Origin of the sequence: Pseudonocardia sp. (assembly GCF_050246655.1) — a bacterium.
Classification (GTDB): domain Bacteria; phylum Actinomycetota; class Actinomycetes; order Mycobacteriales; family Pseudonocardiaceae; genus Pseudonocardia.
In genome coordinates, this window is sequence record NZ_JBFWVQ010000025.1 from 37,255 (window position 1) to 58,062 (window position 20,808).

16 protein-coding genes are annotated in these 20,808 nt (G+C 73.9%); 6 read left to right on the forward strand and 10 right to left on the reverse strand.

Translation table 11 applies throughout. The features are described 5' to 3' along the window. Positions 1-139 precede the first annotated feature (139 nt). Positions 140-1,972 (forward strand): dynamin family protein, encoded by a 1,833-nt coding sequence (locus AB7J25_RS11290; RefSeq protein WP_428507912.1) that lies wholly within the window; start codon positions 140-142, stop codon positions 1,970-1,972. Continuing rightward, positions 1,969-3,444: a dynamin family protein gene (locus AB7J25_RS11295; protein WP_428507914.1), complete on the forward strand. Its 1,476-nt coding sequence runs from the start codon at positions 1,969-1,971 to the stop codon at positions 3,442-3,444. Before AB7J25_RS11290 ends, AB7J25_RS11295 begins: the two co-directional genes overlap by 4 nt. 76 nt (positions 3,445-3,520) lie before the next feature. Here AB7J25_RS11295 and AB7J25_RS11300 read toward each other — a convergent pair whose 3' ends face one another. Both AB7J25_RS11300 and AB7J25_RS11305 read right to left on the reverse strand, forming a co-directional pair. Further along, entirely contained in the window at positions 3,521-6,286 is a 2,766-nt protein-coding gene (locus AB7J25_RS11300) for a LuxR C-terminal-related transcriptional regulator (protein WP_428507916.1), read from the reverse strand. Between the two features lie 51 nt (positions 6,287-6,337). Further along, the gene (locus AB7J25_RS11305; protein ID WP_428507918.1) at positions 6,338-7,375 is read right to left on the reverse strand and encodes a peptidoglycan recognition protein family protein; all 1,038 of its coding nucleotides are present in this window, start codon (positions 7,373-7,375) and stop codon (positions 6,338-6,340) included. 231 nt (positions 7,376-7,606) lie between these two features. On the opposite strand from AB7J25_RS11305, the gene AB7J25_RS11310 reads away from it, so the two are divergent. Together AB7J25_RS11310 and AB7J25_RS11315 are read left to right on the forward strand one after the other, a co-directional pair. Continuing rightward, a complete protein-coding gene (locus AB7J25_RS11310; protein ID WP_428507920.1) occupies positions 7,607-9,442 on the forward strand; it encodes an acyl-CoA dehydrogenase in 1,836 nt (611 codons plus the stop codon). 268 nt (positions 9,443-9,710) lie between these two features. Then, entirely contained in the window at positions 9,711-10,667 is a 957-nt protein-coding gene (locus tag AB7J25_RS11315) for a hypothetical protein (protein ID WP_428507922.1), read from the forward strand. A gap of 154 nt (positions 10,668-10,821) precedes the next feature. Here the strand turns inward: AB7J25_RS11315 and AB7J25_RS11320 are convergent, their stop codons facing one another. From AB7J25_RS11320 to AB7J25_RS11335, 4 genes are all read right to left on the reverse strand, one after another. Beyond that, complete coding sequence (locus tag AB7J25_RS11320; RefSeq protein ID WP_428507924.1) at positions 10,822-11,250, reverse strand: CBS domain-containing protein; 429 nt, start codon at positions 11,248-11,250, stop codon at positions 10,822-10,824. A gap of 92 nt (positions 11,251-11,342) precedes the next feature. Beyond that, a complete protein-coding gene (locus tag AB7J25_RS11325; RefSeq protein ID WP_428507926.1) occupies positions 11,343-13,502 on the reverse strand; it encodes a VanW family protein in 2,160 nt (719 codons plus the stop codon). A gap of 42 nt (positions 13,503-13,544) precedes the next feature. Continuing rightward, entirely contained in the window at positions 13,545-13,865 is a 321-nt protein-coding gene (locus AB7J25_RS11330) for a GroES family chaperonin (protein WP_428507928.1), read from the reverse strand. Between the two features lie 155 nt (positions 13,866-14,020). Beyond that, the gene (locus AB7J25_RS11335) at positions 14,021-15,211 is read right to left on the reverse strand and encodes an AAA family ATPase (protein WP_428507930.1); all 1,191 of its coding nucleotides are present in this window, start codon (positions 15,209-15,211) and stop codon (positions 14,021-14,023) included. A 206-nt stretch (positions 15,212-15,417) separates the two neighbouring features. Between AB7J25_RS11335 and AB7J25_RS11340 the strand changes: the two genes are divergently transcribed. Then, positions 15,418-16,026, forward strand: coding sequence for an SIMPL domain-containing protein (locus tag AB7J25_RS11340; RefSeq protein WP_428507932.1), 609 nt, complete (start codon positions 15,418-15,420; stop codon positions 16,024-16,026). A 25-nt stretch (positions 16,027-16,051) separates the two neighbouring features. On the opposite strand, the gene AB7J25_RS11345 is transcribed toward AB7J25_RS11340, so the two are convergent. Next, entirely contained in the window at positions 16,052-16,555 is a 504-nt protein-coding gene (locus tag AB7J25_RS11345) for an FxsA family protein (protein WP_428507934.1), read from the reverse strand. A gap of 106 nt (positions 16,556-16,661) precedes the next feature. Between AB7J25_RS11345 and AB7J25_RS11350 the strand changes: the two genes are divergently transcribed. Next, positions 16,662-17,153: a hypothetical protein gene (locus AB7J25_RS11350; RefSeq protein ID WP_428507936.1), complete on the forward strand. Its 492-nt coding sequence runs from the start codon at positions 16,662-16,664 to the stop codon at positions 17,151-17,153. A gap of 15 nt (positions 17,154-17,168) precedes the next feature. Here the strand turns inward: AB7J25_RS11350 and AB7J25_RS11355 are convergent, their stop codons facing one another. Genes AB7J25_RS11355 through pdhA form a run of 3 tightly spaced genes read right to left on the reverse strand, consistent with a single transcriptional unit; the run spans position 17,169 to position 20,795 of the window. Continuing rightward, positions 17,169-18,575, reverse strand: a complete 1,407-nt coding sequence (locus AB7J25_RS11355; protein WP_428507942.1) for a dihydrolipoamide acetyltransferase family protein — start codon at positions 18,573-18,575, stop codon at positions 17,169-17,171. 11 nt (positions 18,576-18,586) lie between these two features. Continuing rightward, positions 18,587-19,561, reverse strand: a complete 975-nt coding sequence (locus tag AB7J25_RS11360) for an alpha-ketoacid dehydrogenase subunit beta (RefSeq protein WP_428507938.1) — start codon at positions 19,559-19,561, stop codon at positions 18,587-18,589. A gap of 1 nt (position 19,562) precedes the next feature. Then, the gene (gene pdhA / locus AB7J25_RS11365) at positions 19,563-20,795 is read right to left on the reverse strand and encodes a pyruvate dehydrogenase (acetyl-transferring) E1 component subunit alpha (protein WP_428507944.1); all 1,233 of its coding nucleotides are present in this window, start codon (positions 20,793-20,795) and stop codon (positions 19,563-19,565) included. Positions 20,796-20,808 lie beyond the last annotated feature (13 nt).

Here is a 20,808-nt window from a genome sequence, read left to right on the forward strand (position 1 = left end):
CCCGTGCCCCCGGGTGAAGGATCCGGGGGCACGGGCCGTCGTCCGTGTGCGGGTCCTGGTCAGGGCGATCGCCGCACGTCCTATCGTGGAGGTCCGGCGCGCAACCGGGCGCGCACCGCCCGCGGAAGGGGGCCTCGGCGTGGCAGTGCCCGACGCGATCCAGCTCGTCGAACTGGCGCTGAAGGCCACCGACGCGTACGGCAGGCCGGATCTGGCGCACCGGCTGCGGCAGACGCGCAGGCGGCTGGGCGACCCGGCAGTGCGCGTGCTCGTCGTCGGCGAGTTCAAGCAGGGCAAGAGCCAGCTGGTGAACGCGCTGGCCGCGGCACAGGTGTGCCCGGTCGACGACGACATCGCGACGGCCGTGCCCACCGCCGTCCGGTACGCGGAGAAGCCCTCGGCGGTGCTGGTGCGGGAGTCTCCGGTGCCGCTGGACGCCTCGGACGCCGACCGCGAACGCCCGGCGCAGCGCACCGAGGTGCCGATCGCGAAGCTGCGCGACCACGTCTCCGAGGCGGGCAACCCGGGCAACAACCAGCGCCTCACCTACGTCGAGGTGGGGCTGCCGCGCAAGATCCTGCAGGGCGGCCTCGTCCTCATCGACACCCCCGGCGTCGGTGGGCTCGGCTCGGCCCACGGCGCGGCCACGATGGCGGCGCTGGCCAACGCGGACGCCGTCCTGCTGGTGTCGGACGCCGCGCAGGAGTACACGAAGGCCGAGCTGGACTTCCTCGACGCCGCGATGCGGCTGTGCCCGAACGTGGCCGGGGTGCTGACGAAGACCGACCTGTACCCGCAGTGGCGCCGGATCGCCGAGATCGACCGCGGGCACCTGACGAAGGCCGGCGTGCAGGCCCCGCTGTTCGAGGTGTCGTCGACGCTGCGGCTGCAGGCGCTCCAGGACAAGGACAACGACCTCAACGTCGAGTCCGGCTTCCCCGCGCTGGTCACGTACCTGCGCGACGAGATCGTCGCGCAGTCGGACCGGCTGGACCGCAACTCCGCCCGCCAGGACGTCCTGGGGGTGTGCGAGCAGCTCAGCACCACCATGTCCGCCGAGCTGCTGGCCCAGGAGAACCCCGAGCAGGTGCAACGGCTCGTCAGCGAGCTGGAGGTCGCGAAGGACCGGGCCGCTCGGCTCAAGGAGCGGTCCGCGCGCTGGCAGATCACGCTCAACGACGGCATCGCCGATCTCGTCTCGGACATCGACCACGACCTGCGCGACCGCATGCGCAGCATCCTGCGCGACGCCGAGGCCCTCGCCGACGACGCCGACCCGGCCGACGTGTGGGACCAGTACGCGGCCTGGCTGCACAAGGAGATCGCCACCGCGGCCGGGGCCAACTTCCAGTGGGCCACGGAGCGCGCACACTGGCTGGCCGAGGTCGTCGCGGATCACTTCGCCTCCGAGGGCGGCACCGTCCTGCCCGAGCTGAAGGTCATGCCGGACGGCTCCGGCCCGCCGCGCATCGAGGCCCTCGCCCGCCCGGAGACGCAGGCGACGAAGAAGGTCGACCGGGGGATCAGCGTCTTCCGCGGCGGCTACATGGGTGGGCTGATGGTCCTGTTCCCGCTGACGATCGTGGGCCTCGGCGCGATCGCCCCGTTCGCGGCGGGGGCCGCGGCCCTCGCCCTCGGGCGCAAGCAGGTCGTCGACGACAAGAAGCGGGAGAAGCAGCGCCGCCAGAACGACGTCAAGGTCGCGGTGCGCAAGCACATCGACGAGGTGCAGTTCCAGGTCGGGAAGGACTCCCGCGACATGCTGCGCCGCACCCAGCGGGCGCTGCGCGACCACTACACCGCTGTGGCCGAGGAACTGCACACGTCCATCACGGACTCGGTCAACGCCGCCCAGAGCGCGCTGCGCACCACCGAGGCCGAACGCAAGAAGCGCATCGCGGACCTGAAGGCGGAGATCGAGCGGGTCGACGGCCTCGCGGGCCGTGCGAAGAGGTTGGCCATCACGGCATGACGCAATCCTCGCTCGGCCTCGCCGTGCGCGCGCTGCTGCGCCGCGCACTCGACGTCTACGCCGACAGCCCCCAGGCGGCCGGTTGGCTGCGCCACCACCTCGGCCGCTTCGACGAGCCGCTGCGCCTCGCGATCGCGGGCAAGGTGAAGGCCGGCAAGTCCACGCTGCTCAACGCGCTGGTCGGCGAGGACCTCGCGGCAACGGACGCGGGCGAGTGCACCCGGCTCGTCACCTGGTACCAGGACGGGCACGCGCCCACCGTCACCCTCTACCCTGCGGACGGCGGCACACCCCACCAGCTGCGGATCCGCCGCAGCGAGCGGGGCCTGGCGATCGAGCTCGGCGGGGTGCCCGCGGAGAAGGTCGACCGGCTCATCGTCACCTGGCCGTCGTCGTCGCTGCGGACGACCACGCTCATCGACACCCCGGGCATCGGCTCGCTGTCGGTCGACGTCTCCGCCCGCACCGCGGGCTTCCTCACCCCCGAGGACGCTCCCACACAGGCCGACGCCGTCCTCTACCTCATGCGCCACCTGCACGCCACGGACGTCGGGTTCCTCGAGTCGTTCCACGACCGCGGGGTCGCGCGGGCGGCGCCGGTGAACACGATCGCCGTGCTCTCCCGGGCCGACGAGATCGGCGTGGGTCGCGTGGACGCGCTGCAGTCGGCGCGGAAGATCGCCACCCGCTACCGCACCGACGAGAAGCTGCGTGGCCTCTGCCAGACGGTCGTCGCCGTCGCGGGCCTGCTCGCCCACACCGGCCGCACGATGCGCCAGGACGAGTACCTCGCGCTCGTCGCGCTGCGCGAGCTCCCCGGCGAGCAGCTGGACAGGCTGCTGCTCTCGGCGGACAGGTTCGTCCGGCCCGAGGCCGTCGACCAGCCGGACGGCGAGACGCGGGCCCGCCTGCTGGACCGCTTCGGCCTGTTCGGGCTGCGGTTGTCGATGATGCTGCTCGGGCAGGGCGTCGCCGATCCCGGCAAGCTCGCCGCCGAGCTGGTGCGCCGCAGCGGCCTGGACGACCTGCGCGGCGTCCTCGCCGCTCAGTTCACCGAGCGCCGGGACCTCCTCAAGGCCCGCTCGGCCCTCATCGCCGTCGATCTGGTGCTGCGCAACGAACCCCGGCCCCAGGCCGCTCCCCTCGCGGCCGAGATGGAACGGATCCTCGCGGGCGCCCACGAGTTCGCCGAGCTGCGGCTGCTGTCGGACCTGCGCAGCAAGGTCGTCAAGCTGCCGAAGGATCTGGTGGAGGAGGCCGAGCGGCTTCTCGGCGGGGACGGCGGCGCCGTGGCCACCCGCCTCGGGCTGCCGCCGGATGCGCCGGCCCCGGAGCTGCGTGCCGCGGCCCTGGACGCGCTGGGCCGTTGGCGGCGGCGGGCGGAGAGCCCGCTGGCGAGCCGATCGACGGCCGAGGCCGCCCGGGTGATCGTCCGGTCCTGCGAGGGCGTGCTGGCCCGGCTGGGCGGCTGACCGGGGTGCCCCCGTCGAGAACGACGTTGTGCTGATCAACAAGGCTTTTCGATCATCCTAACGTCGTTCTCGACGGTCAACCCCGGTGGCCGACGACCTGGCGCAGCTGCGCGAACAGCTCACCCCGGCTCGTCGAGCCCAGGCGCTGGCGCATCCGCGCCATGTGGTGCTCCACCGTCTTCGCCGAGATGAACAGCTGCTCGCCGATCTGCTTGTACGTCAGCCCCTGCAGCACGAGCACCGCGACCTCCCGCTCCCGCTCGCTGAGCTGGCCGGGACTGTCGTCGAGCGCGGCCTCCGGCGCGGGACGGCGGGCGGGCCGTTCGGCGGCCTCGGGCTCGGGACCGCCCGCCGGGGCGGCCGGGCCCTGCAGCGCCCGCGCGCAACCGAGCAGCGCGGCCATGTCGCGGCGGTCCTCGGTGCGGATCGCGGCCTGACCGGCCAGCCTGCCGCCCTCCCACGTCATCCCGACGGCGTGCAGGCCCCGCGCGGCGGCGTCGACGTCGGCGGCGGCCACCTCGCCGCCGAGGACGCGTATCCACTCCGCGGCCGCCGCGGCGAGCGCCGCCGCGTAGCGGCTCGACTCGGCAACCTCGGCGAGCTCGCTCGCGTGGCGCCCCGCCGCCGCGGCGTCCCCGGTGGCGATCGCCGCCTGCAGGCAGGACCAGTGCAGCGGTGCCGTCCACAGCGGGGGCGACCCCAGGCGGCCGAGGATCGCCCACGCCTGCTCCAGCTGCGGGCGCATCCACGCCTGCTCCCGCAGCCGGGCCGAGCCCACCAGGAGCTCCCCCAGCACGGGTAGCGACCACAGGTCCACCGGATACCGGACGACGGCCTCGCGCGCCCGCCCCCACACGGCGTGCAGGGAGGCGAGGTCGCTCGCCCGCCGGGCCAGCGCCACCTCCAGGGCCGCCGCCAGCAGCTCCTCCCGCGGCTCCAGCGTCCCGGCGGGTGTCTCGTCCAGCACCGGCCGCGGTACGGCGCCGCGCTGCACCGCGATCCACGCCTGCAGCAGCCGGTGCCGGACGGACGCCGGCGCCCCGCCGAGCCCGGAGGCGACCACGCCGTCCAGCACCGAGCGGGCGACGTCGATCTCCCCGCTCTGCACCGCGACGAGCGCGGCGTACGCGGCCGGGGTGTCGGGCATCAGCGCGGCCCGCCGCGACGACGTCAGGAGCGCCGACGCCCGCGCGAGCTGCGACAGCGCCACACCGGGCTCGCCGACCACCGAGTCCAGCGTCCCCTGGGCGGTCAGCTCCTCCACGCCGGACGAGAGCGCCGTCGGCAGGCCGCCCGGGGTCGACGGCCGCAGCGCCTCGCGCGCCTGCTCGAGCGCCCCCGCCCCGAGCAGGACGGGGACCGCGAGCACGGCGTCCGGCGCTCCGGCCCCGGCGAGCCAGCCGTACAGCTGGGCGCTGCGGGCCGGAAGGCCGCGCCGCGCGAGCGCGGCGGCCGCGACCCGGCCCGCGCGCACCACCTCGTCCGTACCCAGGCGGCCCGCGGCGGCGAGCGCCTCGTCGGCCCGGGTGAGGGCGTCGTCGATCCGGCCGGCGAGCATCGCCGCCTCCGCGCGCCGCGCCGCGAGGACCGTCGGCGGGGTGCCCGCGGCGGCCGCGGCGGCGTAGAAGCGGTCGGCCTCGGCGGAGCCCTCGGCCGCGGCGGCGTCGCCCGCGGCGACGAACAGCTCCGCCATCCGCGGCCCGGTGGCTCCGGCGCCGAGCAGGCCCCGCGTGGCCCCGACGACGTCGCCGCCGCGGCGCAGCTCGATCTCGGCGAGCTCGCGGCGCAGCTCCAGCACCTGACGCGGTGGCGCCGCGGCCAGGACCGCCTCGCTGACCAGCGGGATCGGGCCGGCGTCCGCTGCGAGCAGGCCGGTGGCGCGGGCGGCGTCGAGGAGGTCGTCGACGGCGGCGGCGCCGGAGGACGGCGGCGGAGCGGCGAATGCGGGCGCCACGGCCGGGGAGGCCGTGTCGAACACACGGGGCGGCGGGGGAAGCGCCCCGCCCGCGGCCGCCCCGCCCGCAGCCGCGCCGCCCGGGGGATCGCCGAACCCGCCGCTACCCCACAGGCCTGCGCCGCCTCCGGGCCCCGGCTCACCGGACGCTCCGGTCTCACCGCGCGCGAGCAGCGCCGCCAGCACCTCCGCGTCCGCCGGGGCGCCGATGGCCCGGGCCAGGATCAGCGCGCGGACGCCGTCGTGGAGCGCAGCGAGGTCGTAGCCGAGCAGGGTGAGCAACCCTGCCGGCGCCCGCTCGGGCAGCGGGACGGCCATCGGGTCCCTCGCCGGGGCGAGCGGGAGCAGCGTGGCGAGCAGGCGGTCCACGAGCAGCGGGACCCCGCCCGTCCGGGCGACGACGTACTCGACGAGATCGCGACGCGGCCGGTCCGGCAGCAACCGGGCGGCGCGGGCCGCGACGCCACCCGGTTCGAGCGGTTCCAGGACCAGTGGGGGCCGGTCGGCGGCCAGACGGGCGCCGAGCGCGGCGAGGACGGGGCGGCGCGGCCACGGCCGGTGTGCCACGACGACGACGCCGCCGGGCGCCGCGGCGATCCCGGTGAGGCGGGCGAGGGCGGCATCGGGGAGCAGGTGCGCGTCGTCGATCACGATGACGGCGGGATCGGTGCCCGCGGGGACTTCGCGCAGGACGGTGGCGCCGGTCTCGCGGTGCACGCGGGCGATCGCGTCGAGCAGGACGGTCTTGCCGTGCCCACCAGGGCCGACGACGTCGAGCCGCGGCACGCGTCCCGGGTCGGCCATGATCTCGCGCACGAGCCGCCGCGGCGGGGGTGCGCCGGTGAGCGGCGCGTCCGGCGGCCCGGCGGGGTCCGGTGTCTGCGCCACGCCCGGAGGGTACCGAGGCCCCCGAGATACCCCGACCGGACGAACGTCGCGTCAGCCCAGCTCGCCCAGCACCCTCTTCCAGGCGCGGTCGTCGAGCACACCGCCGGCCACCGCGACCGGCCCGCCCGACACGCCGGCGATGGCCACGGCGTGCGGTCCGGGCGCGCTGCCGAGCATGCAGCGGAGTGCCTGCTCACCGGGGCCACGGTCGACGCGGACGTCGCGGGTGAGCAGTGGCCAGGTCTCGCCGCCGATGAGCCCGGTGCGGCCCTCGGTAGCGTGCTCGGTCTGGAAGGTGAGGACGGCCTGCTCGGTCCCGGGGTCGAACTTGCCGCTGGGCTCGACCCGGTGCCCGGCCCCGGACAGGAGGTGCTGCGCGGCGGCGACGGCCGGGCCGCGGTCGCCCGGCGACAGCAGCGGCCAGACGTGCTGGAGCGCCTGGGCGGCGGCGAGCGGCCTGCCGACGAGCGTGCCGACGTCCGTGCGCAGCTGCGGGAGCAGGCCGTAGAGCTGGTCGCCGGGGCAGGCGGTGTCGCGGTACTCGCGGTGGCCGCGGATCTCGGCGGGGGCGATGCCGTAGCGGGTGCAGAGGGCCGCGAGCATCTCGCGCAGCCGGTCGAGCTGGGGTCGCGGCGGGATGGCGCTGGTGTAGATGCCCTCGTTCTCGATGCCGACGGCGACGTCGTTCTGCCCGGTGCAGTGCGCCCCGACGACGTGGAACTTCCCGCTCTGCAGTGCTTCGAGGCTGCGGTGGCGGCCTTCGAGGACGATCCCCCCACGGGTGATCGTGAACTGCTGACCGGAGTCGATCCAGCCCTGCCGGTCCATGTGGTGGTTCTGGATGGCCCTGGCGAGGCGGACGGCCGCGTCGCGGCTGACGTCGCGGCCGTTCGGGTCGGCGGTGTGGTGGACGATGATCCGGGTCGGCCGCCGGTCGAGCGTCGCGATCGGGGCCGAGGCCGGACGTGCACCCCAGCCCGCGCAGTCGACGATCTCCGGCAGGGCCGCCGGTGCGGCCCGCGCGTTGCCGCCGCCGAGCAGGAGCGCCGCTCCGCCGGTCGCGCCCATGAGGAAGGCCCGTCGTGACACTCCGTACACATCCATCGCCGTCGTCCCCCCGCAACCCCCGGTCGAGCGAGATCAACGATCACGCTGCGGCGATGTCAAGAGCAATGCCCCCTCTGTGGGGTGATGGGCGCCCGAATCGGTCGATCCGCAGGTCGGAGTGGGTCTTGCCGTGGTTACCGATGAGTAATATGCTGTGGTTACCGGCGAGTAAACGCCCGACCGAGCGACACCCGCGACGACGAGGAGGAGCCGATGGGCCACTTCAGGAGCAACGTCCGCGACCTCGAGTTCAACCTCTTCGAGATCTTCCGCATCCAGGAGCGCCTCGGCTCGGCCCCGTTCGACGGCGTGGACGCCGCCACCGCGCGCGACATCCTCGGCGAGCTCAACTCCGTCGCCAGCGGCCCGCTCGCCGCGTCGTTCACCGACGCGGACCGCAACCCGCCGGTGTTCGACCCCGCCACCTTCTCCGTCACGCTGCCGCAGTCGCTCAAGGACTCCTTCGCGGCGCTCTGGGACGGCGAGTGGTGGCGGCTCGGCCTGCCCGAGGAACTGGGCGGCCAGGGTGTGCCGCCGTCGGTGCAGTGGGCCGCCGCCGAGCTCATGCTCGGCGCGAACCCGGCCGCGTTCATGTACCTGGCGGGCCCCAGCTTCGCCGCCGTCGTGCACCGCAACGGCACCGAGCAGCAGAAGCACTGGGCGCAGCTGATGATCGACCGCGGCTGGGGCGCGACGATGGTGCTCACCGAGCCCGACGCGGGGTCGGACGTGGGTGCGGGCCGCACGAAGGCCGTCCGTCAGGAGGACGGCACCTGGCACATCGAAGGCGTGAAGCGCTTCATCACGTCGGCCGAGCAGGACATGACCGAGAACATCATGCACCTGGTCCTGGCCCGTCCCGAGGGCGGGAAGCCGGGCACCAAGGGGCTCTCGCTCTTCCTCGTGCCCAAGTTCCACTTCGACCCCGAGTCCGGCGAGCCCGGCGAGCGCAACGGCGCCTTCGTCACCGGTGTCGAGCACAAGATGGGCCTCAAGGCCTCCACGACCTGCGAGCTGACGTTCGGCCAGCACGGCATCCCCGCCGTCGGCTGGCTGCTCGGCGAGGTCCACGACGGAATCGCGCAGATGTTCGAGGTCATCGAGCACGCCCGGATGCTGGTGGGCACGAAGGCGATCGGCACGCTGTCGGCCGGCTACCTCGCCGCGCTCGAGTACGCGAAGGAGCGCGTCCAGGGCGCGGACCTACCGCGGATGCTCGACAAGACCGCCCCGCGCGTCACGATCATCCACCACCCGGACGTGCGCCGGATGCTGATGCTGCAGAAGTCCTACGCCGAGGGCATGCGGGCGCTCTACCTCTACACCGCGACGTTCCAGGACGCGATCCGCGCCGGGCGCGCGGCGGGCACCGACGTGACGCTCGAGGAGTCGGTCAACGACCTGCTGCTCCCGATCGTCAAGGGCGTCGGCTCGGAGCGGGCCAGCGAGATGCTGCAGCTGTCCCTGCAGACGCTCGGCGGCTCCGGCTACCTGCAGGATTACCCCGTCGAGCAGTACATCCGCGACGCGAAGATCGACTCGTTGTACGAGGGCACCACGGCGATCCAGTCCCTGGACTTCCTGTTCCGCAAGATCGTCCGCGACAACGGCCGCGCGCTCACCCACGTCGCGGGCGAGATCCAGCGCTTCCTGGACTCGGGCGCCGGGAACGGGCGGCTCAAGGAGGAGCGGGCGGCGCTCGCCACCGCACTTGCCGACGTCCAGGCGATGCTCGGTTCCCTCACCGGCTACCTCATGGCGTCGGCGGAGGACCCGTCGAGCCTGTACAAGGTCGGCCAGCACAGCGTGCGGTTCCTCATGGCCGTCGGCGACCTCGTCGTCGGCTGGCTGCTGCTGCGTCAGGCCGACGTGTCGCTCGCGGCGCTCACGTCCGGTGACGTCTCCGCGAAGGACCAGGCCTTCTACGAGGGCAAGCTGGGCGCGGCGCGGTTCTTCGCCGCCACCGTGCTGCCGCTGCTCACCGCGCAGCGTGCCGTGATCGAGAACGCCGACAACTCGCTCATGGAGTTGCCCGAAACGGCGTTCTGACGGTGTGCGCGGGCAGCCGTCTCCCGCGCGGCTGCCCGCGCCCCCCGGCTGCGCGAACGGCACGTACGGGAAATAGGTCTTCCCAAATGGGCCGTTCGCTCGCCTCGGGGGGCGGGGACGGGCGGGCGCAGAACGGCGACCCGGCGCGGAGAGGCCCGGCCGGCCAGGCCGGGTGACAGGGCGAGCAGGTTGTCCACGTCGCCGGAAGCTGTCCACAGAGGAACGATTCGCCGGTCATCGGGGCTTGCCTGCCTCGATCATCGACGCCATGCCTTTCCGACGCAACGCACTGCGCACCGCGGACCTCGTCGGCCTTGTCGGCGACCACGTCGTCAGGGTCGCGGAGCTGGCGGAACTCGGTGTCGGGCGGCGGACCACCGCCCATCGCTGCCGCAGCGGCGGCCCATGGCGGTGGCTGTTGCCCGGCGTGGTCCGGCTGAGCAACGGTCCGGTGACCCGGGACGACCGACGCCGCGCGGCGCTCGTCTACGCGGGGCCTCGCGCCGTCCTCACCGGGCTCGACGCGCTGCACCTGCACGGTCTGAGCCGCCTGCCGGCTCCTGCCGGCCCGGTCCACGTGCTCGTGCCGGCCGGGATCCGGCGGGCGGGCGGTGGCCGAGTCCTCGCCGAGCGGACCGAACGGCTGCCCGATCCCGTTCCCGGACGCTGGCCGCTCGCCCCGGTCACCCGCGCCGCGCTGGACTTCTGCCGTCGCAGCCGGGAGCGCGACATCGTGCGCTCGGTGCTCGCCGAGGCCGTGCAGAGCCGGCGGTGCACGCCGGCGGAGTTGCGTGCCGAGCTCGCGCTCGGCTGCTCCCGCGGGAGCGCCCTGCCGAGGGAGGTGCTGCGGGAGATCATCGACGGGGTCCGCTCGGTGGCCGAGGCCGACGCCCGGCGGATCGCTCTGTCCAGCGGCGTCCCGCGGCCGCGCTGGAACGTCACGCTCGTCGATCGGGACGGCAGGCTGGTCGCGATCGTGGACGGGTGGTTCGAGGAGGCCGGGATGGCGTGGGAGATCGACTCCCGCGAATACCACGCGCTCCCGGGAGACTACGAGCGCACGGTGCAGCGCCGTGCTGCGCTGATGGCACTCGGTGTCGTCGTGATGCAGACCCTGCCGTCGGCGTTGCGCCGCGATCCCGACGGCGTCCGGAGCCAGCTGCGCGCGAACCACGCCCGGGCGTCGCTTCTGCCGTCACCGGCCGTCCGCGCCCTGCCCTCCTGACGGCCTCCTGACCGGCCTCCTGAACGGCCGCAGCACCGAGCGAACGGCACGAATGGGAAAACCTATCTCCCGTACGTGCCGTTCGCGCGACAGGGGGCGGCGGGTGGGCCGAGTGGACCGGGTGGGCCGAGTGGACCGGCGCCGGCGCCGCGCGTCAGCTCGCGATGTAGGACGCCAGCTGCTCGCGCTCGACCTCCAGCATGTCGATGCGCGCCTTCACCAGGTCGCCGATGCTGACGATCCCGCGCAGCTCGCCGTCCACCACCACCGGCAGGTGCCGGAAGCGCCGCTCGGTCATGACCCTTGCCAGGTCGACGACGCTGTCGCCGGGCGAGCACGTCGTGACCTCGGTGGTCATGATCTCCGAGACGTGCTGTGCGAGAAGCGCGGACCCCATCTCGTGCAGGCGCCGCACCACGTCCCGCTCGGAGACGATGCCGACGAGGTGGCCCTCGTCGTCCACCACCGGCAGCGCACCGATGTTGCGTCCGGCGATCAGCGCGATCAGCTCGCCCACGGTGGCGGACGGCCCGATCGTCACCACGTCGGCGCCCTTGCCGCGAATGACGTCGGCGATGTGCATGACGAACCCCCGATCGTGAGTTGGGTCGCCACCGAGGGTACGAACCGCCGGGCCGCGATCGGAAGGGCCGAGACCCGATCAGCGCAGGTGTATCACTGTTCGCATACGACGATCGGGGACGGGTTGTACCGCACGGTGCGGGTTTCCGTGCGCGTCTGCCCGGAGCTGACCTCCCGCAGCGTGCGGGTGTCGGTGATCGTGAAGCCGGGGCCGCCCTGGCTGGGGCTGCACGGCTTGCCCTTGGGGATCGTGACCGTCTGCGGCTGCGTCGGGTTGGTCCGCGGGCCCGGGGTGGAGGTCACCTCGTAGCGCTTGGTGCCGTACATCCGCACGGTGATCGACGACGGCGTCCAGGTGGTCTGGATGAGCACGCCGGTGGGGTTGTCGTTGCGGAAGCGCAGGTCGATGGCGCCCGCGACGACGGTGGCCTCGCGGCCGGCCGGGTAGCGGCTGATGTAGAAGCTGTGCTCCTTGTGCTCGACGTCGACCATGCCGGCGAAGTACGCGGCGTTGTACAGCGTCGTCGCCACCTGCGAGGTACCGCCGCCGACGCCGCGCGACGGGGCGCCGTCGTCGATGACGCCCGCCTCGACGTAGCCGTTCGCGGCGTTGCGGGGCAACGTCGCCGCGTTCAGGCTGAACGTCTCGCCCGGTTCGACGATCGTGCCGTTGACCTGCTCGGCGGCTCTCTTGATGTTGATGCCGGAGTCCGGCTTGAAGCCGCCGGTGGTGAACTCGCTGATCAGGCCGGTGATTCCCAGCCCCTTGAGCTCGTCGGTGGTGAGCTCGGCGGGCTGCTCGGCGTAGACGGCGGTGATCTCGCGCGGCCCGGTGCCGGTGATCACCTGCAGCATGTCCTTGAGGGTCGCCGGGTAGTCGATGCCGCGCCCGTCCTGGGAGGGGACGATGACCGGGGCGCCGGTGGCGAAGCTGATCGTCGCGTCCCGGCCCGGCGTCTCGGTGGACGCGAGCTTCGGGCGCACCGCCTCCTCGACGACCTCCGGGTTCAGCCCGGGCACCAGGCCCTTGCCCGGCTCGGCGGTGAAGGTGAGCGCCGCGGCGATCGTCGCCGGTTCGACCGCGGCGCTGGTGTCCTTCTCCCCGAGGATCGTGACGGGCCCGGATACCGCGGGTGCGGCGACCTTCTGGATCGCGGTCTGCACATCCTCGGGCGTCGTGATCGGCGGCAGCTCGGTGAGCGGCAGCGCCACGGTCAGCCCGTTCGCCCACTCGCGGCTCAGCACATCGGCGGCCGCCCGGACGTCGAGCTGCTGGCCGGGGACGGGGTCCACGGCGGTCGCCGTGGTGCCCTCGAACGCCACCGACCCCTCGACCGGCGCGCGGTCCACCACGGGTGCGAGCTGCTCGAGCGCGCCGACGAGCGCCACGTCGTCGCTGAAGGTGACGACACCGACCTCCCGCGCGCTGAAGAACGAGGTGACCCGGGTGACCGGGTTGAGCGGCTGGCTGCCGGCCCGCTCCAGGGTGGCATCCCAGTCGATGCGCAGGCCCGCGGTGCGCGGGTCGATCTCGCTCATGACCTGCCCGACGGTCACCGGGACGGGACGCGTCGTGCGCGGCTCGATCTCCGAGCGCAGCTCCCGCTCGGCCGCGGCGTACTCCATGCCGCCGACGGCGACCCCGGCCACCGTGACCCCGCGGGGCACGGCGCCGAGGCTGAGCACGACGTCGACCACGTAGAGCAGCGCGAGGAGGCCGACCACGGCCGCGACGACGATCAGCGGCCTGCGTCCTCCCGAACCGGCGTCGCCGTCTCCGTCGCCGCCGACGGGCGGCGGGGGGTTCACCACGCCGACAGCCGTGGGCACCGCGCTGGCGACGGCCGGCATCACCTCGGTGGGGTGCTCCGCGGCGGGCTCGAACAGCGCGCCGGGCCGGCTTGCGCCGGGGAGCGACGGCGGCGGCCCGGCGGGTCCGGCCGCGTTGCGGGCCTGCATGGCTTGCGTGGGCTGCTCGGAGGTCTGGAACCAGGTGCTCGGCCCTGCGGCCGCGACCGTCACCTCACCGGCGGCGCCGTCGACCACGGTGCGATCGGCGGTGCGATCGACGGCGCCGTTGACCGGTGCGGCCTCACCCGGTGCGGCCCCGGCGGCCGCCTGCTCGGCGTCGGATCCGGGAGCGGGCCCGCCCTCCGGCGCGTGCCCGTTCGGGGGAACGGGGTCGTCACCGGGCGCCGACGATCCGGCCTCCTGCGCGATCTGCTCGTCGGACGCGGATTGCCGCTCCGCCATGGGCGTCGTTCCCTTTCTCCGGTCGATGCGCCGTTGCGGTCCCTACAGGTAGAGCCCGGTGCCGTGCTCGGGCCGTTCGGAAGCGACGGCATGCAGCTCGCGCTCCCGCATGACGAGGTACGTCGATCCCTGCACCTCGACCTCGTACTGCTCGTCGCGGGCGAACAGCACCCGGTCGCCCACCTTCACGGTGCGCACGTGCTGCCCGACGCCGAACACCTCACCCCAGATCAGCCGCTTGGCGACCTCGGCGGTCGCCGGGATGACGATGCCGGCGCTGCTGCGCCGCTCGCCCATGCCGTCGACGATCTTCACCATCACCCGGTCGTGCAGCATCTGGATCTGGAGCTTCGGGTCCTGCACCGGCCAGATGCTACGGCCCGCCGCCGGTCCGCCCTGCCGCGGCCCACGTCCGGGGCCCGGAACGAGAGAGCCTCGCAGCACCGACAGGGTCGGGGGTCCGTCGGCGCTGCGAGGCTGCCGGTGAAGTCGGTCGAGCCCTCGCGGGTGTTACGTGATCACGACTGCGCGAGCAGGTACCGGCCGAAGTGGGGCACGGTGAAGGCGATCTGGCCGCGTTGGGCGCTGAACACGAGCCCCTTCTTCAGCAGGCTGTCGCGGGCCGGGGACAGCGACGACGCCCGCCGCGCGAGGTGCTCGGCGATGCCCGCGGTGCCGACGGGCTCGTCGCGCCCGTCGGTCAGCTCGGCCATCGCGCGCAGGTACTCGCGTTCTGCGGGGGTGGCGCGCTCGAACCGCGAGCCGAAGAAGCCCACGGCCAGCTCAGCCTCCGCCTCCGGCGCGGCGAGGCGGACGTCGGCGACCGCGATGGGGCTGCGCGGGGCGGCGTCCCACGCGGCCTTGCCGTAGGCCTGGACGAAGTACGGGTAGCCCCCGGAGGCGTCGAACAGGGCGTCGAGGGCGCCGGTGTCGAAGGTCGCGTCCTCGCGCTCGGCCGGGGCGAGGAGGGCCAGATCGGCGTCCTTGCGGTCCAGCGGGCCGATCCGGACGTAGCGGAACAGCCGCTCCGAGTACGACTTGGACGCCGACAGCACCGCGGGCAGGTGCGGCAGGCCCGCCCCGACGACCACGAGCGGCGCCCGGGACTGGGAGAGCTCGTGGCAGGCCGCGCACAGCGCCGAGACGTCGTCGGGCCGCAGGTCCTGCATCTCGTCGATGAGGATCGCCACCCCGGTGCCGACCTCCTGGGCGAGCGTGGCGACCTCGGTGAACAGCTCCACGAGGTCGATCTCGATGTCGCCGGAGTCCGCGCGCCCGGTGCGGACGGCGACGTCGATGCCGGGCTGCCAGCGGTCACGCAGCTTCGCCGAGTCCGGCGCGGCGCGCAGCACGAACGCCTTGAGCACGCCGAGGACCTCGTCGACCTGCTCCGGTGCGCGGTGGCGCACGGCGATGTCGCGGACGGCGCGGTGCAGTGCTGCGGACAGCGGACGACGCAGGTCCGCCTCCGGCCGGGCCTCGATCTTGCCCGCTCCCCAGCCCGCGCGGACGGCCATCGAGCGCAGCTCGCCGAGCAGCACCGTCTTGCCGACGCCGCGCAGCCCGGTGAGGACGAGGCTGCGTTCGGGACGGCCGCGGGCGACGCGTTCCAGCACGATCTCGAACGCGTCGAGCTCCTTGTCCCGGCCGGCCAGCTCGGGTGGGCGCTGACCTGCACCGGGGGCGAACGGGTTGCGCACGGGATCCACGGATCGGACGTTATCCGTGTGTCTATGCGGTTCCCTAGATTTCGCTATCGAGGGCGATGGCGTGTCGCCGATCGGGCTGTATCGGCCTTTCTCGCGCCCGTCCGAGAAGGGGCGAGATACCGGCAGACGCTTCCTCGCGGTCTCTACGAGTGTCTTCCCGGAACGCGATACTCGCCGATACGCCCCGATCTGGTTGGCTGGCGGGCGTGGGAACGATCGTCACCGAGGGCACCGGCCGCGTCGAGAGGCCGGGTGACCGTGCCGAGCTGGACCTGCGCTTCGAGGGCGCGGGCACGGACCGGGCGTCCGCGGTGTCCGCACTCGCGGCGCGGATGGCGGCCGCGGCTGGCGCGCTGGAGCACCCGGCCCTGGACATCCGCCACCGCAGGCTGTGGGTCGGCACCCGGTGGCGCGACGACGTCGTCGTCGGGGCGCAGGCGGTGGAGCATCTCGACGTCGTCGTCACGGACGCGGCCGCGCTGGAGGAGATCCTCGCCGCGCTCGTCGCCGCCGAACCGGCCGGCCTGGGCGGCCCGCGCTGGACCCTGGCCGACGAGGCGGCCGCGCGGCGGCAGGCGCAGAGACGCGCCGTCGCGGACGCCCGGGAGCGCGCCGAGGGCTACGCCGAGGCGCTCGGTGGGACGCTGGGTGCGTTGATCTCGCTCGGTGACGCCGGCGCCCACGCCCCGGCCCCCCGGATGATGGCGATGGCGGCGCGCGAGGCCGCCGTCCCGGACGTGCGCGACCTCGGGCTGGAGCCCGAGCCGGTGGAGGTCACGGCCCGGTGCACGGCCACCTGGGAGCTCCTCACCTGACGGCCGCGGTGCAGGTCGGTGCAGGTCAGCGGATCGGCCGGTCGCTGTCGACCACCGAGCCGTCCACGACCGGACCGAGCGCTCGCCGCGCCCCGACGGGCTCGTTCACGACGACCTCGCCGTCCACGACCTCGCCGTCCACGATCGTGCCCGACGACCGGATCCGGGCCGTCCGCAGCTGCGGGTGACGCTCCTCGGCCGCGCGCACCAACCGCCTGCGTACCAGCGCCCGGGTGGGCGGCAGCACGAGCACGAGTCCCGCGACGTCCGTGACCAGGCCCGGGACGAACAGCAGCAGCCCGCCGACCGCGACGAGCATCCCGTCGGTGATCTCGGCGTGCGCCACACGGCGCTCCTGCATCGCGGTCGCGACGGCCTGCGCCGCCCGCACCCCTTCGCGGCGCGCGAGCCACAGGCCGAGCACCGAACCGGCCAGCAGGATGGCAAGCGTCGCGCCCACACCGAGCCACGACGCCACCGCCACGAGCGTGACGATCTCGACGACGACGTACAGCAGGACGAACGGCATGTACAGGTAACGACGGAGCGTGTCGGATTGCTCCCGGAACGCGGTAACGAACCGGGATCAGCCGGTCGCCAGTCGCTGTTGAGTGCCGCGCCGCACGCTGCAGACCATGACGACCGACATCGCCGCCCGCTCCGCCACCCGCCCGCCTGCCGGCCCTTCCCGCCGTCGACTGCTCGTCGCCCTGATCGTGATCGGTGTGGCGGTCCCGGCCGTCGCCCTCGGCCCGATCATCTGGCCACCCGCCGACCTCGGCGTGGAACCGAGCGCCGCGCAGCTCGGCGCGCTCATCGCCCTGGCGGTGGGCGACGCGCTGTTCCTCGGCGCGGGCGTCGCGTTCCTGATCTTCGGCTACCCGGTCATCCGCCGGGTGTCGCCGGACTCGCGGCTGCGCGCCTGGAGCATGTACGTCGCCATCGGCTTCGTGCTCGTCTCGTGGTGGCCGCACCTCAACATGCACGCGAGCAACGGCCTCGACCTCGCAGGCCTGCTCGTCATCGACTACGTCTTCCACCTGCCGCTGGAGATCGCGGGCGTGGTGCTCGCGGTCGGCGTGCTGTCGCTGCTGGTGGAGCGCACCGGGCGGCGCCCGGCCGCCTGACGCGCAGGACCCGCGTCACCAGGTCAACGCCAGCCCCGGGTCGGTGAGGACCGCGCCGACGTCGGCGAGGAACCGCGAGCCCTGCTCGCCGTCGACGAGCCGGTGGTCGAACGACAGCGCGAGTTGGCAGACCGTGCGCACCGCGAGCTCCCCGTCCACCACCCACGGGGCCGGCTTGATCGACCCGACGGCGAGGATCGCGGCCTCACCCGGGTTGATGATCGGCGTGCCGGTGTCGACGCCGAACACGCCGACGTTCGTGATCGTGAACGTGCCGTTCACCAGGTCGGCGGGTGCGGTCTTGCCGGCCCGGGCTGTCGCGGTGAGCTCGGCGAGCGCGCGGGCGAGCCCCAGCAGGTCCAGCGTGTCCGCATCCCGGACCTTCGGCACGATGAGCCCGCGCGGCGTCGCCGCGGCGATCCCCAGCTGCACCCGCCCGTGATAGACGATCTCGCCCGCCGCCTCGTCCCAGCTCGCGTTCACCACCGGCGTGCGGCGGGCCGCGAGGCACACCGCCTTGGCGACGAACGCGAGCGGCGTCAATGCGACGTCGGCGTAGGCGCGGGTGGCGCGCAGCCGCTCCCGCAACGCCATCGTCTCGGTGACGTCCACCGTGAGGAACTCGGTGACGTGCGGCGCGGTGAAGGCGCTGGCCACCATCGCCTCCGCGGTCGCCCTGCGCACGCCGCGGATCGGCTCGCGCCGGTCGGCCGCGGCGGGTGCCGTGCTCGCGAGTGCTGCGGCGGTCGGCGGTGCGGCGGTTTCGGGCCTCACCGTCTCCGGTGCGGTCGCCGCGGCCTGCACGTCCTCCCGGGTGATGACCCCGCCGGTCCCGGTGCCGGTGAGCGTGTAGAGATCGACGCCGAGATCGCGGGCGAGCTTGCGCACCGGCGGCTTCGCGAGGGGGACGGTGGTGGCCCGGGCCGCCGGGGCGACCCGATCCCCGTTCGACCCTTCCGGAGCCTGAGGTGCCGGAGCCGGAGGTGCCGAGCGACGGGCACGGCGGTGCACCGTCCCCGGCCGCGGGCCGTACCCGACCAGCGTGGCGATCCGCCCGTCCGCCCCGGCCTCGCCGATCTTCGCGCCGGCAGGCTCGGCGGGGGCACCGCCCGGATCCCCACCGCCGCCCACCTCCGCCGGGACCCCGGGATCCAGGTCCGCGGCCGCGGCGGCCGCCGCCGTTCCCGCCGTCTCGATCGCGATGATCGGCGTACCGACCGCCACCGTCTCGCCCGGCGCGACGAGCAGCTCGCCCACCACCCCCGCGTACGGCGACGGCAGCTCGACGACGGCCTTCGCCGTCTCGATCTCCACGAGCACCTGGTTGACGGTGACGGTGTCACCCGGTTTCACGTGCCAGTTGACGATCTCGGCCTCGGTGAGGCCCTCGCCGACGTCGGGCAGCCGGAACTCGTGTCGCATGCTCACCGGGCTCACCACGCCAGCGAGCGGTCGACACCGTCGAGGACGCGGTCGAGATCGGGCAGGTAGTCCTCCTCGCACTTCGACGGCGGGTACGGCGTGTCGAACCCGGTGACCCGCAGGACCGGCGCCTCGAGGGAGTGGAAGCACTCCTGCTGGATGCGCGCGGCGACCTCGGCTGCGACCGACGCCTCCGACGGTGCCTCGGCGACGACGACCAGGTGCCCTGTGCGCCGGACGGACTCGGCGACGGGCCCCAGGTCGAGCGGGGAGAGGCTCCGCAGGTCGATCACCTCCAGGGAGTGGCCGTCCGCCTCCGCGGCGACGGCGGCGTCGAGGCAGGTGCGGACCATCGGCCCGTAGGTGGCGAGCGTCAGCGTGGTGCCGCGCCGCACGACCGCCGAGGCGAACAGGGGGTGCGCAGCGTTCCCGACGTCGACCTCCCCCTTCTCCCAGTACCGCCGCTTGGGCTCGAAGAAGATCACCGGATCGTCGCAGGCGATGGCCTGCTGGATCATCCAGTAGGCGTCGGCCGGGTTCGAGCATGCGACCACCTTCAGGCCCGCGACGTGCGCGAACAGCGCCTCCGGCGACTCGCTGTGGTGCTCGACGGCGCCGATCCCGCCACCGAACGGGATCCGCACGACCACCGGTACGGGTACGCGGCCCTGCGAGCGGAAGTGCAGCTTGGCGAGCTGGGAGACGATCTGGTCGTAGCCGGGGAAGACGAACCCGTCGAACTGGATCTCGCACACCGGCCGGAACCCGCGGATCGCGAGCCCGACGGCGGTGCCGATGATCCCGGACTCGGCGAGCGGGGTGTCGAGCACGCGCTGCTCGCCGAAGTCCTTCTGCAGCCCGTCGGTGATCCGGAAGACGCCGCCGAGCTTGCCGACGTCCTCGCCCATCACGATCACCTTGGGATCGCGCTCCATCGCGGCGCGCAGCCCGTCGTTGAGGGCCTTCGCCATCGTCAGCGCGGCCATGTCACGCCCCCTCGGAACTCGGGCCGACCAGCGACCCTTCGGCCTCGAACGACGCGTGGTAGGCGAGGAACTGCGCGCGCTGGTCGTCGAGCAGCGGCGAGCCCTCGGCGTAGACCTGGGAGAACATCCGGTCCGGCGCGGGCGTGGGCATCTCGACGCAGAAGCGCCGGAAGCGCTCGGCCAGTTCGTCCGCCTCGGCCTCGACGCCGTCGAAGAACTCCTGCCCCACGCCGTGCCCGCGCACCAGGTGCACCCGGACTCGCTCGATCGGGTCCTTGAGCCGCCACAGCTCCAGCTCGTCAGCGAGCCGGTAGCGGGTGGGGTCGTCGGAGGTGGTGTGGGCGTCCATGCGGTACGTGAACGCCTCGACGAGGACGGGACCGTTGCCGCTGCGGCACTCGTCGAGCGCCCAGCGGGTGACGGCGAGGCAGGCGAGGACGTCGTTGCCGTCGACGCGGATGCCGGGGAAGCCGTAGCCGTGGGCGCGCCGGTGCAGGGGCACGCGGGTCTGGCGTTCCAGCGGCTCGGAGATCGCCCACTGGTTGTTCTGGCAGTAGAAGACGACCGGGGCGTCGTAGACGGCGGCCCACACGAAACCCTCGTGGACGTCGCCCTGGGACGTGGCGCCGTCGCCGAAGAAGCAGATGGTCGCCTCGTCCGCGCCGTCGTTGTTGCCCACGCGACCCTCGAACCGCTGGCCCATGGCGTAGCCGGTGGCGTTCAGGCACTGGTTGCCGATGACGATCGTGTAGAGGTGGAACCGGGTGGCGACCGGGTCCCAGCTGCCGTGGTCGGTGCCGCGGAAGATGCCGAGCAGCTCGGTGGGGTCGATCCCACGGCACCAGGCGACGCCGTGCTCCCGGTAGGACGGGAACGCCATGTCCTGCGGCTGCAGCGCGCGGCCCGCACCGACCTGCGCGGCCTCCTGGCCGAGCAGCGGCACCCAGATCCCGAGCTGGCCCTGGCGTTGCAGGGCGTTGGCCTCGCGGTCGAAGCGGCGGACGAGGACGAGGTCGCGGTAGAGCGACCGGAGCTCCCCGGTGCCGACGTCCTCGGCGTAGGCGTCGAAGCGCGGGTCCTCGACCCGTTCGCCCTCGGGCGTGAGGAGCTGGACGAGCTCGGGACCGCCTGCGTCGGTGCCCTTGAGGCCGGCGAGGACCTGCTCGCGGGTGGGGCCGGCTGGCGGTCCCGGCGGGGCGACGGCGGGTGGGGTCCACCTGTGCGGAACGGACACGGTACCTCCTAGG

Excerpts from the sequence above, each read along its gene's own strand:
- AB7J25_RS11315 (WP_428507922.1), top strand. The coding sequence starts at position 9,711 with ATGCCTTTCCGACGCAACGCACTGCGCACCGCGGACCTCGTCGGCCTT.
- AB7J25_RS11355 (WP_428507942.1), bottom strand. The coding sequence starts at position 18,575 with ATGCGACACGAGTTCCGGCTGCCCGACGTCGGCGAGGGCCTCACCGAG.
- AB7J25_RS11360 (WP_428507938.1), bottom strand. The coding sequence starts at position 19,561 with ATGGCCGCGCTGACGATGGCGAAGGCCCTCAACGACGGGCTGCGCGCC.
- AB7J25_RS11310 (WP_428507920.1), top strand. The coding sequence starts at position 7,607 with ATGGGCCACTTCAGGAGCAACGTCCGCGACCTCGAGTTCAACCTCTTC.
- AB7J25_RS11325 (WP_428507926.1), bottom strand. The coding sequence starts at position 13,502 with ATGGCGGAGCGGCAATCCGCGTCCGACGAGCAGATCGCGCAGGAGGCC.
- AB7J25_RS11350 (WP_428507936.1), top strand. The coding sequence starts at position 16,662 with ATGACGACCGACATCGCCGCCCGCTCCGCCACCCGCCCGCCTGCCGGC.
- AB7J25_RS11320 (WP_428507924.1), bottom strand. The coding sequence starts at position 11,250 with ATGCACATCGCCGACGTCATTCGCGGCAAGGGCGCCGACGTGGTGACG.
- AB7J25_RS11295 (WP_428507914.1), top strand. The coding sequence starts at position 1,969 with ATGACGCAATCCTCGCTCGGCCTCGCCGTGCGCGCGCTGCTGCGCCGC.
- AB7J25_RS11345 (WP_428507934.1), bottom strand. The coding sequence starts at position 16,555 with ATGCCGTTCGTCCTGCTGTACGTCGTCGTCGAGATCGTCACGCTCGTG.